Origin of the sequence: Winogradskyella algicola, assembly GCF_005869935.1 — a bacterium.
Lineage (GTDB): Bacteria > Bacteroidota > Bacteroidia > Flavobacteriales > Flavobacteriaceae > Winogradskyella > Winogradskyella algicola.
In genome coordinates this window covers 181,819-196,008 of sequence record NZ_SZQF01000002.1, presented here as the reverse complement: position 1 = coordinate 196,008, position 14,190 = coordinate 181,819, and the positions used below count along the sequence as shown (strand labels likewise).

General features: G+C 34.5%; 12 protein-coding genes. 4 read left to right on the top strand and 8 right to left on the bottom strand.

Features of this window, described 5'->3' with window-relative positions; translation table 11 throughout:
• Positions 1-61 precede the first annotated feature (61 nt).
• The 3 genes from FC091_RS05410 (at position 62) to FC091_RS05400 (ending at position 3,489) form a co-directional block, all read left to right on the top strand.
• Complete coding sequence (locus FC091_RS05410) at positions 62-793, top strand: heavy metal translocating P-type ATPase (protein ID WP_138433253.1); 732 nt, start codon at positions 62-64, stop codon at positions 791-793.
• Positions 790-3,024 (top strand): TonB-dependent receptor, encoded by a 2,235-nt coding sequence (locus FC091_RS05405; RefSeq protein ID WP_138433252.1) that lies wholly within the window; start codon positions 790-792, stop codon positions 3,022-3,024. The genes FC091_RS05410 and FC091_RS05405 overlap by 4 nt, the downstream gene beginning before the upstream one ends.
• Positions 3,025-3,111: 87 nt before the next feature.
• Positions 3,112-3,489: a heavy-metal-associated domain-containing protein gene (locus FC091_RS05400; protein ID WP_138433251.1), complete on the top strand. Its 378-nt coding sequence runs from the start codon at positions 3,112-3,114 to the stop codon at positions 3,487-3,489.
• Between the two features lie 151 nt (positions 3,490-3,640).
• On the opposite strand, the gene groL is transcribed toward FC091_RS05400, so the two are convergent.
• The 8 genes from groL to miaB all read right to left on the bottom strand — a co-directional run bounded on the left by groL (position 3,641) and on the right by miaB (position 11,353).
• Complete coding sequence (groL, locus tag FC091_RS05395) at positions 3,641-5,272, bottom strand: chaperonin GroEL (RefSeq protein WP_138433250.1); 1,632 nt, start codon at positions 5,270-5,272, stop codon at positions 3,641-3,643.
• A gap of 105 nt (positions 5,273-5,377) precedes the next feature.
• Positions 5,378-5,653, bottom strand: a complete 276-nt coding sequence (locus FC091_RS05390) for a co-chaperone GroES (RefSeq protein WP_138433249.1) — start codon at positions 5,651-5,653, stop codon at positions 5,378-5,380.
• Between the two features lie 170 nt (positions 5,654-5,823).
• Positions 5,824-6,171 (bottom strand): preprotein translocase subunit SecG, encoded by a 348-nt coding sequence (gene secG, locus FC091_RS05385; RefSeq protein WP_138433248.1) that lies wholly within the window; start codon positions 6,169-6,171, stop codon positions 5,824-5,826.
• Position 6,172: 1 nt separating this feature from the next.
• Positions 6,173-7,096: a hypothetical protein gene (locus FC091_RS05380; RefSeq protein ID WP_138433247.1), complete on the bottom strand. Its 924-nt coding sequence runs from the start codon at positions 7,094-7,096 to the stop codon at positions 6,173-6,175.
• 3 nt (positions 7,097-7,099) lie between these two features.
• Positions 7,100-7,603 carry an LptE family protein gene (locus FC091_RS05375; RefSeq protein WP_138433246.1) on the bottom strand — a complete coding sequence of 168 codons (504 nt, stop codon included), beginning with the start codon at positions 7,601-7,603 and terminating at the stop codon, positions 7,100-7,102.
• 64 nt (positions 7,604-7,667) lie between these two features.
• Positions 7,668-8,939 (bottom strand): sigma-54 interaction domain-containing protein, encoded by a 1,272-nt coding sequence (locus FC091_RS05370; RefSeq protein ID WP_138433245.1) that lies wholly within the window; start codon positions 8,937-8,939, stop codon positions 7,668-7,670.
• Positions 8,940-8,942: 3 nt separating this feature from the next.
• On the bottom strand, positions 8,943-9,893 hold the full coding sequence (locus tag FC091_RS05365) for a hypothetical protein (RefSeq protein ID WP_138433244.1): 951 nt from the start codon (positions 9,891-9,893) through the stop codon (positions 8,943-8,945).
• Positions 9,894-9,904: 11 nt separating this feature from the next.
• Positions 9,905-11,353, bottom strand: a complete 1,449-nt coding sequence (miaB, locus tag FC091_RS05360) for a tRNA (N6-isopentenyl adenosine(37)-C2)-methylthiotransferase MiaB (protein ID WP_138433243.1) — start codon at positions 11,351-11,353, stop codon at positions 9,905-9,907.
• Between the two features lie 326 nt (positions 11,354-11,679).
• On the opposite strand from miaB, the gene topA reads away from it, so the two are divergent.
• Positions 11,680-14,187, top strand: a complete 2,508-nt coding sequence (gene topA / locus FC091_RS05355; RefSeq protein WP_138433242.1) for a type I DNA topoisomerase — start codon at positions 11,680-11,682, stop codon at positions 14,185-14,187.
• The last annotated feature ends 3 nt before the right edge of the window (positions 14,188-14,190 follow it).

Here is a 14,190-nt window from a genome sequence, read left to right as displayed (position 1 = left end):
TTTTCAAGATTTTGTATTCGTTGAGAATACTAACCGAAGATAATTTTAAATTAAATAATTAATGACACACACATATAAGGTTACAGGAATGACCTGTAACGGTTGCAAGGCCTCTGTAGAAAAGGCTCTATCTGAACTGTCTGATGTAGATAAGGTTGAGGTTAATCTTAATGACAGTACTGCAACCATAACAATGCAAAAGCATATCGAAGTAGATACACTTCAAAATGCACTATCAGATAAATACACAATTTCAGAGCAAAACACTAAAAATGTTTTTAGCTCTACTCAGCCTAATGATGAAAAGAAAAGAGAAATAAAGCAGTTATTTCCGCTGTTTCTAATTTTTGGTTACATCATTATGGCCTCAACCTTACTAAACATAAAACCATGGAATATTAATGGCTTTATGCTAGATTTTATGGGCTTATTTTATATTGTTTTCAGCTTTTTTAAGTTTTTAGACCTTAAGAGTTTTCCAGAAAGTTTTAGAATGTACGACCCATTGGCCAAAGCTGTTCCAGCTTATGGATGGATATACCCATTTATTGAGGTTGCCTTAGGTCTAATGTTTCTTATGCGCTTTCAAACAACTATTGCTCTGATAGTTACTTTAGTAATTTTAGGAATTACAACTTTTGGAGTTACCAAAACATTATTAGATAAAAAATCTATTCAATGTGCTTGTTTGGGTACAGCATTAAAGTTGCCAATGACCAAAGCGACCTTTATTGAAAATGCTATAATGATAGCTATGGCCATATTTATGATTAATAAAACTTTTGTTGTATGAAAAAGTTTGTAATTATAATGCTGCTTTTGCCCTTTATAGGGCTATCTCAAGATCAATTAGAGGGTGTAATTTTAGAAACAAGTACAGGCAAGGAAATGCCTTTGCCTGGTGCTAATGTTTATTGGTTGGGTTCAACTATTGGATCAATAACTGACGAAGATGGCACTTTTTCGTTACCATATAAATTTTCTTATAATAAGTTGATTATAAGTTATGTAGGATTTAAAACAGATACATTAACGGTAAATAAAAACAGATATGTTAGACACGTATTAGAACCTTCTGAAGAATTAGAAGCAGTAACAGTTACGGCGAGAAAACAAACAACTTCAAAATCATTCCTCAAAGCAACTAATACGATTACTGTAAGTTCAGATGAACTACTAAAAGCAGCCTGTTGTAATTTGTCTGAGAGTTTTGAAACCAATCCGTCTATAGATGTAAATTTTGCTGATGCGGTTTCAGGAACAAAACAAATAAAAATGCTAGGCCTAACTAGTCCATATATATTGATTACTACCGAAAACATTCCTGCTATTCGAGGAGCATCCCAAGCTTATGGACTAAGTTTTATTCCAGGTACTTGGGTAGAAAGTATTCAGATTACTAAAGGAGCAGGTAGTGTAGTAAATGGTTTTGAAAGTATTGCAGGCCAGATAAACACAGAATTAGTCAAACCTACTACGGACGATGCGTTGTTTGTGAACCTTTATGGTGCTACAAGTGAGCGTCTAGAATTTAATACGCATTTTAATACAAAGGTGTCAGATAAATGGAGTACAGGAGTGTACCTTCATGGTAATACACATCAAGAAAAGCATGATGTTAATGATGATGGTTTTTTGGATATGCCATTGTTTAACCAAATAAACATGATGAACCGTTGGCAATACACAAATCCAGAAAAAGGTGTCGTTAGTTTTATAAATTTAAAATATGTTAATGACGAAAAGCAATCCGGACAATTAGGATTCAATCCAGAGATTCACAAAGGAACTACAGAATTTTGGGGTAGCGAGATTAATACAGAGCGCTTTGAGGTAAGTACAAAGCTAGGCTATGTAAACCCCGAAATTCCCTACCAAAGTTTAGGATTTCAAACCGCTTTTAGCCATCATAAACAAGATTCTTACTTTGGATTAAATCTTTACGATATAAAACATAACAGTTTTTATTCTAACTTGGTCTATAACAGCATAATTTCCGATTCGCGTCATAAGATAAAAACAGGTTTAAGTTTCACCTATGATCATTATGATGAACTTGTTAACACAGAAACTTTTGAGCGTACAGAGAATTCCATTGGTGCGTTTTTTGAGTATTCATATGACAATCTCGATAAATTAACTATGACTGCTGGTATGCGCGTGGATCAGCACAACAGGCTTGGGTTTTTTGTAACTCCTCGATTACATGTGCGTTATACACCTTGGGAAAAATCAGCATTGAGATTTTCTGTCGGAAGAGGAAAACGAAGTGCCAATATTTTTGCTGAAAATCAGAGTATGTTTGCTAGCTCAAGACAAATCAATATTTTAAATTCAGGAGGAAAGATTTATGGTTTAGATCCTGAAATTGCTTGGAATTATGGTGTGAGTTATCTGCAAGGTTTTAATCTTTTTGATAGAAAGGCTGATATAGCGTTTGATTTTTATAGAACGGATTTTCAAAATCAGGTTGTGGTAGATTGGGAAAACCCTTTTGAAGTAAACTTTTATAATCTTGAAGGAGATAGCTATGCTAATAGTTTTCAATTTGAATTTAACTATAACCTATTTAAAAATTTTGATTTACGTACAGCTTACAAGTTCTACGATGTAAAAACCGACTATAATTCTGGTGAATTAGAAAAGCCATTAGTGCCTAAACATCGCGTATTTGCTAATGCTGCTTATGAAACAGATCAGAAAGATAATGGTGCACAATGGAAGTTTGATGCAACGTATAATTGGTTAGATTCTCAACGCTTTCCTAGCACCACCCTAAGCGATATCGAATATCAATTAGATGAATATTCGCCAACTGTAGCTACTTTAAATCTTCAGGTAACAAAGGTCTTTTCACCTAAGTTTGAAGTATATTTAGGAGGTGAGAATGTAACTAACGTAAGGCAAAATAATCCAATAGTTAGTGCGGACAATCCTTTTGGTTCAAATTTTGATACTAACTTTGTATATGGACCAATATTTGGGAGCATGTACTATGCAGGATTACGATTTAGAATAAAATAAACTGTCATTACTGCAGCAGGAATCTATAATAAAAAAATAAATAATTAAATTCTGAAACAAGTTCAGAATGGTAAAAACAACAATAAAATGAAACAAGTAACTTTAATTATAGCATTATTAGTAACTACAATGACATTTGCTCAGAATAAGAATGCCAAAGCTTCTATGGAAGTAGATGGTGTTTGTGGTATGTGTAAAGAACGTATAGAAAAAGCTGCGATTAGAACTAAAGGTGTGAAATCTGCAGTATGGAACGTGGATACACATGAGCTTAAATTGATTTATGACGAGCGTAAAACAGATTTAAAAACTATTTCTAAAAATATTGCTGCGGTAGGCCATGATACAAAAGAAATAAAAGCCACAGATGAGGCTTATGATTCAGTTCACCCTTGTTGTAGGTATCGTGATAAAGATGTCGTTAAAGACCATGAAGGTCAAGAGAAAGCAGAAAACAAAAATTAATCATAAAGCCTGATCATAAGTTCAGGCTTTTATTTGACAAAACCGTAAAAAAATAAAAGCCCTCAACTTTCGTCAAAGGCTTTTGCTTTATCATTTAAACTCAACCATGTTATTGGCAATATTGAGTTCCTTTAGTATTGAGGTTATCGACCTACATCATGCCTGGCATTCCGCCTCCACCCATCGGTGGCAAAGCAGGAGTATCTTCTTTAATATCAACTAAAGCGCATTCAGTAGTCAAAATCATACCAGCTACAGAAGCTGCATTCTCTAACGCAATACGAGTTACTTTCTTAGGGTCTATAATACCTGCTTTAAGCATGTCTACATATTCTTCAGATTTAGCATCGTAACCAAAGTCTTTTTTACCTTCTAATACTTTATTGATAACAACAGATCCTTCACCTCCTGCGTTTTCAACAATAGTTCTTAAAGGAGCTTCAATCGCTTTATTAACGATTTGTACACCTGTAGTTTCGTCAAGGTTGTCTGTGGTGATTTTTTCTAAAGTCTTTTTAGCTCTTACTAAAGCAACTCCACCACCAGCAACAATACCTTCTTCTACAGCAGCACGTGTAGCGTGTAAAGCATCGTCAACACGATCTTTCTTTTCTTTCATTTCAACTTCAGAAGCTGCACCAACATATAATACAGCAACTCCACCAGCTAATTTTGCTAAACGCTCTTGAAGTTTCTCTTTATCATAGTCAGAAGTAGTTGTTTCTATTTGAGCTTTAATTTGGTTAACTCTTGCTTTAATATCAGAAGAATTACCGTTACCATTTACAATAGTTGTGTTGTCCTTGTCTATCATTACAGACTCGGCTGTACCTAGCATAGAAAGGTCAGCGTTTTCTAAAGAGAAACCTCTTTCTTCAGAGATTACAGTACCACCAGTTAAGATTGCAATATCCTCTAACATTGCTTTACGTCTGTCTCCAAAACCAGGTGCTTTTACAGCAGCGATTTTTAATCCTCCACGTAATTTATTTACAACTAAAGTAGCTAAAGCTTGTCCTTCTACATCTTCAGCGATGATTAATAATGGACGGCCAGATTGCGCAACTGGTTCTAAGATTGGAAGAATTTCTTGTAAGTTAGAAATCTTCTTGTCGAATAATAAAATGTATGGATTTTCTAAATCAGCAATCATTTTATCAGCATCAGTCACAAAGTATGGAGATAAGTAACCTCTGTCAAACTGCATACCTTCTACAACATCTACATAAGTATCTGTTCCTTTTGCTTCTTCGACAGTAATTACACCTTCTTTACCAACTTTGCCAAAAGCTTCAGCGATAAGCTCACCAATAGTATTGTCGTTGTTAGCAGAAATAGAAGCTACTTGCTGAATTTTTTCAGAAGAGTTTCCTACTTTTTTCGCTTGTTTTTCTAAGTCTGCAGTAATGGTTTCTACAGCCTTATCAATACCACGTTTTAAGTCCATTGGGTTAGCACCAGCAGCAACGTTTTTTAAGCCTTCTTTTACAATAGCTTGTGCTAAAACGGTTGCGGTTGTTGTACCATCACCAGCTAAATCGTTGGTTTTAGAAGCGACTTCTTTTACCATTTGAGCTCCCATGTTTTCTAGCTCGTCTTCTAGTTCAATCTCTTTTGCTACAGAAACACCATCTTTGGTTACTTGAGGTGCTCCAAATGATTTACCTATAATTACATTACGACCTTTTGGCCCTAAAGTTACTTTTACTGCATTTGCTAAAGCATCGACACCACGTTTTAGTCCGTCGCGTGCTTCAATATCGAATTTTATTTCTTTTGCCATTTTTTTAAATTTTTTAGCTTTTTGCCTCTAGCTATCTGCTATTGGCTAATACGTTTGTTAATTGATTTTAGGGTGCTAAAAGCCAAAGGCTAATAGCCAAAGTTTTTAAACAATTGCCAAGATGTCGCTTTCGCGCATCATTAAATAGTCTTTACCTTCTAACTTTAACTCAGTGCCACCATATTTACCATATAAAACAGTGTCACCAACTTTAACAGTTAAAGGTTCATCTTTTTTGCCATTGCCAATTGCAACAACAGTTCCTTTTTGCGGTTTTTCTTTTGCATTGTCTGGAATAATGATACCCGAAGCTGTTTTGGTTTCAGCTTCCATAGGTTCTACAAGAACTCTGTCTGCCAAAGGTTTAATGTTTAAAGCCATTTGTTATAATATTTTTGATTAATTAAAAGTTGTTTTAATGCTTTGTTATTATTCGAAAATTATGCCAATACAAATAGACTGACAAACTTGCAGATATACCTGTCGGAAATTTATAGTACAAAAAAAGCCAACTTTTAAAGTTGGCTTTACATTATTGTAATAGAGAAGTATTAGTTCCCTTCAGTATCGTTTGTTGTACCAGCATCTTCTGTATTAGATGGAGTAGATATTGGCATTTCTGTAGCTTCATTTTCATCTAAAGCTTTAGAATCTATATTGTTCCCAGAGTCTATTGTAAGGTTAGAGGCAAGGATTAATACAATTAAGGCTGCGCCTAAAAACCATGTGCTCTTGTCTAAGAAGTCTCCTGTTTTCTTTACACCACCTAATTGTTGTGTGCCACCACCACCAAAAGATGATGATAAACCTCCACCTTTTGGATTTTGTACCATAATCACTACGACTAATAAAAATGCAACGATTACGATTAAAACTAAAAATATTGTAAATGCACTCATTTTATATTGTGTTATTATCTTTTATTTCTTCTACCAGTTTTATTTGGTCTGCAAAGAAACTACTTTTTTCTGGATATTTCAAACTTAAAATTTTATAAGATTGAATGGCTTTGTCATAGTTTTTTTGTTCTAAATAAATCCTTGCCAAAGTTTCAGTCATTAAGCTGTCAGAAACGTTATCATCGTTGTTTACCAACTTAGGTTTCGGTGTATTACTGGCAACGGGTTTTATCTTAGGATTTTCGCTTATAAACTTATCAATAAGATCTAGTTTACTGGCTAATGGTTGCGCTGTATCCTCTTTTTGAGTATCTGAAATTTCAGCTTCCGTTTCCCTTTCTATGGGTTTAAAACTTGTTATTTTTAACCACTCGGTAAAAGAATGATTCTCATTTTTGTCAAATTCTAGAGGTTTTCCAATACTTAGTTTTTCTTCTGGCGTTATGTTTTTAACATCGACTGAAATTATAGAATCTTCAAGCTTTAGAGTTTCTTCCTTAGGAGTATACTGTGTTTTTGCCTCAAACAGGTTTGGGTCTAAAACACCTTCGGTTGCTTTAATGTGTTCTTTTAATGCATCATCAATGGTCACACTTTTGTTAACCGAAATATCGTCAACTTCATTAACGTCTATGGATTTAATGTATTCTGAGTTTTGCTTAATTTGATTAGAAATTTCGTTCTGATTAAAAATTTCTGAGGTAATGTAATCAAACAAAACACTACGATCTGCTGTATGCGCAGCAGTTACTTTTAGCGCATTATTGTATTTGTAACTCTCTTTTTGTTTAAGACCTTTTAAGTATAAAGCACGTAAAGGTTGAAAGTATGGATACTCATTAATTTTTGCCAATAATGCATCTGTCTGAGTAGCCGTAACAGCCTCAGGATGCTGAAGTAAATATGTTAATTCTTTTAGTTGCATATATTACCAATTGGCTAATGATGCATTAAAAATATCTTGTGTTAATCGCTCAAAAATAACCTCAAAAGCTTCGTCTTTTGTACCTCCAACTAATTGAGCATTTGCATCAAAGTCAAAGAAAAATGAAAAACGTTGTTCAAAATCTTTATCTTCATCTAGTGTATTAAAATAACGTACGTTAACACTAATAGTTAGGCGGTTTTGGGCAGCTGTGTTTTGTGCGGTAGCTGTCATTGGAGCGATTCTATATTCGGTAATTTCTCCTTCAAACAGTAAGTCTCCGCCAGTATTTACAAGATTTAGACTGGTTTGGTTTTGAATTAAGTCTTGTAATGCATTTGTAAAATCTATGTCTAAACCTGGCTCAACAAGTTCGGCATTATTCTGAAAAAAGTTGACTTGAAATGTTTTGGCATCACCAGTGTCTGCACCTGTAAAAGAATAGATACCACAACCTGTTAATGTGATTGTAAATAAAAGTATTGCGATGTATTTTAATAATTTCATCTAAAGTGTTTTTAACTGAACGCACTTACTTTTTTAATAGTGCTTGTGTTGTACTAATCTTTTCTTAAAGATCGTATTGCTTTATTTTTCTATAAAGTGTACGCTCGCTTATTCCCAATTCGGCAGCAGCCAATTTGCGCTTACCATTATGACGCTCTAGAGATTTTTTAATAAGTTCTAACTCTTTGTCTTGTAAAGATAAGGTTTCTTCCTCTTCAATCTCTTCAGCAAAATGATACTTATCATCAACGTCTATTGTATTAGCGTCGTTATCTTCTGTATGCTGTGGTATGGATAGTACTTCTAAGTTATCAATCTCAGATGCTGTTTCATAACTTTCGTCATCATCATCTCCATAAATTTTCTGAATGAGGTGCTCGTTTTCTTTTTTAACATCAGAAACACTTCCTGACTTCATTAATTCCATGGTTAACTTTTTAAGGTCGTTCAAATCACTTTTCATGTCGAACAACACCTTATAAAGTATTTCTCTTTCGCTACTAAAATCACTTTCAGATTTAGAAGTATTAATTACAGCTGGTAAGCTTGTGCCAGTATTAGGTAAGTAATTCTGAAGTGTTACGGCATTTATAGTACGATTGTGCTCTAAAACCGAAACTTGTTCAGCAACATTTCTCAATTGACGAATGTTACCATTCCAACGGTATTTTAAAAGTAAGGCAACTGCATCGTCAGTTAACTTTACAGTTGGCATTTTATATTTTAAAGCAAAATCGCTAGCAAATTTTCTAAATAATAAATGAATATCCTCCTTGCGGTCACGCAATGCTGGAAGATTTATTTCGATTGTACTAAGGCGATAGTAAAGGTCTTCTCTAAACTTTTCTTTCTTAATGGCTTCAAACATATTAACGTTTGTAGCTGCTACAATTCTTACATTAGTTTTTTGAACCTTACTAGAACCTACTTTAATAAACTCACCATTTTCCAAAACACGAAGTAAGCGTACTTGGGTTGTTAATGGTAATTCACCAACTTCATCTAAAAAGATGGTTCCGCCATCAGCAACTTCAAAATAACCAGAACGTGTTTGTGTGGCACCCGTAAAAGCACCTTTTTCGTGACCAAACAACTCGCTGTCTATAGTGCCTTCTGGGATGGCGCCACAGTTTACCGCAATGTATTTGCCATGCTTTCTGTGGGAAAGCTGGTGTATAATTTTAGGAATACTTTCTTTACCAACACCACTTTCACCTGTTACAAGCACAGAAATATCTGTAGCAGCAACCTGAATGGCTTTTTCTATGGCACGATTAAGCTTAGGATCGTTTCCTATAATGCCGAAGCGTTGTTTTATAGCTTGTATGGATTCCATATTTTAATTGGCGTATGTAAAAATTTCGTTGAACCCAGTCGTGAGTGAAACCCCATCTTCTTCTAATGAGATTTCATAGGCTCTTGTGCTTATTCTATCAGAGTTGTCATAAGTTACATCGAAATTATAAAGTTCTCCGTTAATACTTGTTGCTATACAGTTATTAGAAGCGAAATCATGAGATAGAGCATCCCCTAAAGTATCTTCATAATCATCATTTAAAATAGAAAGCATATTCCCTAGATTATAGATCTGGTTCGGAATAGGATTTTCAAAATTATCGTAACTATAAGTGATGTTTAGATTGTTATCGCCTGTGGTAATACTAGTTGCGCAATTACCATCTTCATTAAAGGTTACGGTTTCAGATAATATAAGGTTTCCATCGTCAAAAGACTCTTTTTTGAAAAATCTATTGTTCTCATCTAATGTAAAAACAGTGCTTATTGTAGTGCCAACTTCTGTTCTTGTTATGGTGTTACCATTATAAGAAAAGTTGTATTCGTAGTCCTCTTCATTATCTTCAAAATAATTGTAAGTAATATTAGAAATATTGTTGCCATCATATGTTATTGAAGTAGTATTAGTAGTTTGTCCTAAACTATTTATAGACAAAAAACTTATTACTTGTCCTTCAGAATTTGTTTCAACAGTTTGTGTTTCTGTAACAGTTTGTGTTTCACCTAAAACTGTAGCTGTTGTTTCAATTTCACCATAACCTAACGAGTTTTCTTCTAAGAAGTAATCTGTTTTTACTATGGTTTCAAAAGGGAATCCAAATAAAGACGTGTTAAGTGTAACATCTAATTCGTATTTACTTAATGTTATATCATCGGAGCTACCATTTCCGCCACCATTATTATTTCCACCACCACTGAAGGCAGGATCCAAAGGTTCGTTTTCACAAGCTGTTACTAATGCAAATGCACAGAATAGTAATAATATTTTTTTCATTAATAAATCAATTAAGAGTTGTTTTTTGAATAACCCACAGCTTCACCAATAAGTGTAGCGCTTGTACAGTCTAAAATTTTCACCATTACGAAATCACCAGGTTTATAATGTTCTTTTGGAAACACGGCAACCATATTCTGACTGTTTCTGCCAGACCAGTGTTGGTCTGATTTTTTAGAAGACTTTTCAATAAGAATTTCTTCTACTTTACCAACATGCTGCTGGGTTCTGTATAAGCTATGTCTACGTTGTAAGGCTTGTATTTCGTTAAGGCGTCGTTGTTTAACATCAGCAGGTACGTCATCTTCCATTTTTCTGCCCGCAAGTGTACCAGGGCGCTCAGAGTACGCAAACATAAAACCGTAATCGTATTTTACATAGTCCATTAAGGTTAGAGTATCTTGATGATCTTCTTCTGTTTCGGTTGGGAAACCAGCAATCATATCCTGACTAATGGCTACATCTGGTATGATGCGACGAATATTATCGATGAGTTCAAAATATTCTTCGCGCGTATGAAGACGATTCATTTCTTTGAGAATACGGTTGCTGCCACTTTGTACCGGAAGATGGATGTAATTGCATATATTTTCATACTTCGCCATGGTTTCTATAACATCTAAAGTCATATCCTGAGGATTAGATGTAGAGAATCTAAAACGCATCTTTGGCTGTGCTTTGGAACATAATTCTAATAGCTTGGCGAAGTTTACAGCTGTTGCTTTTTGCAATTCTGACGCTTTCTCAAAATCCTTTTTAAGTCCACCTCCGTACCATAAATAGCTATCAACGTTTTGTCCTAAAAGCGTAACTTCTTTATAGCCTTTATTCCATAAATCGTTTACTTCTTCAATGATGCTTTGAGGGTCTCTACTACGCTCTCTTCCTCTGGTAAAAGGGACTACGCAAAAAGTACACATGTTATCGCAACCACGTGTAATTGAAACAAATGCACTAACACCATTACTGTTAAGACGTACAGGCGAAATATCTCCATAAGTTTCCTCCTTAGATAAAATAACATTAATGGCTTCTCTACCTTCTTCTACTTCGCTAAGTAAATTAGGTATATCCTTATAAGCATCAGGTCCAACGACCAAATCAACAATTTTTTCTTCTTCTAAGAATTTTGTTTTTAGACGCTCTGCCATACAACCCAATACACCAACCTTCATGCTAGGGTTTTTATCTTTTACCTTATCGTAATACTTAAGGCGTTTTCTAACAGTTTGCTCAGCTTTGTCTCTGATAGAGCAAGTGTTTACCAAAACTAAATCAGCATCTTCAAGGTTTTGGGTTGTGTTGTATCCTTGTTCAGACAAGATAGAAGCTACGATTTCGCTATCGCTAAAATTCATCTGGCAACCATAACTTTCTATAAATAGCTTTTTAGTATTACTATCTTTTTGGTCTAATACCAAGGCTTTACCTTGTTTGTTTTCGTCGATTATTTTTTCCATAATATTTCCCATGATTAGGGAATCGCAATTTCTAGTTTCAATTGACAATAAGTGTGCAAAGATAGGATTAATTTATGTATTCTGACAATCTGGCAGATAATTGTTTTGCAATTAATATTCTCTGAATATTCAAATTTATTTCATGCTGTTTCTTTTCTTTAAAGGAATATTTAAAAGAATTGAAATGTTAAATGTCAGTCTCATAATTATCTTTTTTATTCACTATTTATATGTTGTGTGTCTGAGATAAAAAGTATGGTATTTAATACCAAATTAGGATTGTAAATTTATTTTCACATACATTTGTAACCTCAAAAAATTAAATAATGCCGAAGAATCTAGTTATTGTTGAGTCTCCAGCAAAGGCCAAAACCATAGAAAAATTTTTAGGAAAAGATTACAAAGTAGAGTCTAGTTTTGGACACATTTCAGACTTGCCTTCAAAAGAGTTGGGAGTTGATGTAGAGGGAGATTTTGAGCCAAAATATAAAGTGTCTAAAGATAAACGAGACGTAGTAAAGAAACTGAAAGAGTTAGCTAAAAAAGCCGAAATGGTTTGGCTGGCCAGTGATGAGGATCGTGAGGGAGAAGCAATTGCGTGGCACTTGGCAGAAGCGCTAGATTTAGATAAAGAAAAGACGAAGCGTATTGTTTTTCATGAGATTACAAAAAGTGCAATAAATAAGGCCATTGAGAATCCTCGTGGCATAGATTATAACTTAGTAGATGCACAGCAAGCTAGACGTGTTCTAGATCGTATTGTTGGTTATGAATTGTCTCCGGTTTTATGGCGAAAAGTTAAAGGAGGTTTATCAGCAGGTAGAGTACAGTCTGTATCTGTAAGGCTTATTGTTGAGCGTGAGCGCGAAATACAAGACTTTAATCCAGAAGCATCTTACAGAGTAGATGCGGAATTTACATCAGAGGACGGGAAATCATTTAAAGCTAAATTACCAAAGAACTTTGGTTCAGAAGAAGAGGCTTTAGAATTTTTAAATAATAATAAAGGAGCTACTTATCAAGTAGCTGACCTACAAAAAAAGCCAGCAAAAAAATCACCTGCAGCACCTTTTACAACATCTACATTGCAGCAGGAAGCATCCAGAAAATTAGGGTTTTCTGTAAGTAGAACTATGAGCAATGCTCAGCGTTTATACGAGGCTGGTCTTATAACATATATGAGAACAGATAGTGTTAATCTATCTGATGAGGCAAGACAAGGAGCTGAGAAAGAGATTGTCTCAGCTTATGGATCAGAATATAGCAAACCAAGAAATTACAAAGGAAAATCTAAAGGTGCTCAAGAAGCTCACGAAGCAATAAGACCAACAGATTTTTCTAATCATTCAGTAAATGTAGAACGCGATCAAGCACGACTTTACGATTTAATTTGGAAGCGTACGATTGCATCGCAAATGAGTGAGGCTAAACTAGAGCGCACTAACTTAAAAATTCAAATTAATAGTTCTAATAAAGTAGGTGAGCAATTCTCTGCTAATGGAGAAATCATAACCTTTGATGGATTTTTAAAAGTATACCTAGAAGGTACAGATGACGAAGACGCTGAACAAGATGGAATTTTACCAGATTTAAAAGTAGGTGAAGCGTTGTCTAATAATTATATTACGGCAACACAACGTTTTACCAGACCTCCTTCAAGATTTACGGAAGCATCGTTAGTGAAGCAGTTAGAGGAATTAGGTATTGGTAGACCATCGACATACGCACCAACAATTTCTACAATTCAGAATAGAAATTATATAGAAAAAGGGACTCATGAAGGGGATGAAAGAGCCTACAAACAATTAGTCTTTTCAAACCAAAGTATTAAAGAAAAGAATCTTACAGAAAAAGTAGGTTCTAATAAAGGTAAATTGGTGCCAACAGATGTTGGTTTTATTGTTACTGACTTCTTGGTAAATCATTTTGAAAGTATTTTAGATTATAATTTTACGGCAAGGGTAGAAGAAAGTTTTGATGATATTGCAGAAGGTAAAGAAGATTGGAAAGCAATGATGAAAGATTTCTATAAAGGTTTTCATCCTCAGGTTGAAGATGTTCAGGAAAATGCTGAGCGTGAAACGGGAGAGCGTATTCTTGGTACTGATCCAAAAACAGGTCGTCAGGTAAGTGTACGTTTAGGTAAGTTTGGTCCTATGGTACAAATTGGTACTGTAGATGATGAAGAGAAACCTCAGTTTGCCAGCTTATCACCAGACCAACAACTTAATACTATTACCTATGAAGAGGCTATGGATTTGTTCAAGCTTCCAAAAGCTTTAGGTCATTATAAAGATGATGAAGTTGAGGTGAATAACGGACGATTTGGCCCTTATGTTAGATACGGTAAGAAGTTTGTCTCGTTACCAAAGGGAGTTGATCCATTAAGTGTAGAATTAGATGAAGCTATAGTATATATTAAGGAGAAAGAAAAAGCAGATGCTCCTATATATACGTATCAAGGTTTAGAAGTTACAAAAGGCAAAGGGCGCTTTGGCCCATTTATTAAATGGAACAATATGTTCATAAATGTGAATAAAAAATACGATTGGGATAATTTATCTGACGAAGACATTGTAACTTTGATCGAGAATAAAATCCAAAAAGAAAAAGATAAACTTATTCATGTTTGGGAAGATGAAGGTATTAGAGTAGAAAAAGCACGTTGGGGAAGACATAATGTTATAAAAGGCAAGCAGAAAGTTGAGCTAGCTAAAACAGTAGATGTGTCTGATATGACCTTAGAAGAAGCAAAAGCTATTCTAGAAAAAAATGCTCCCAAAAAGAAAACCAGAAAAACCACAAAGAAGAAAACGACCACCAAAAAGAAGTAATAC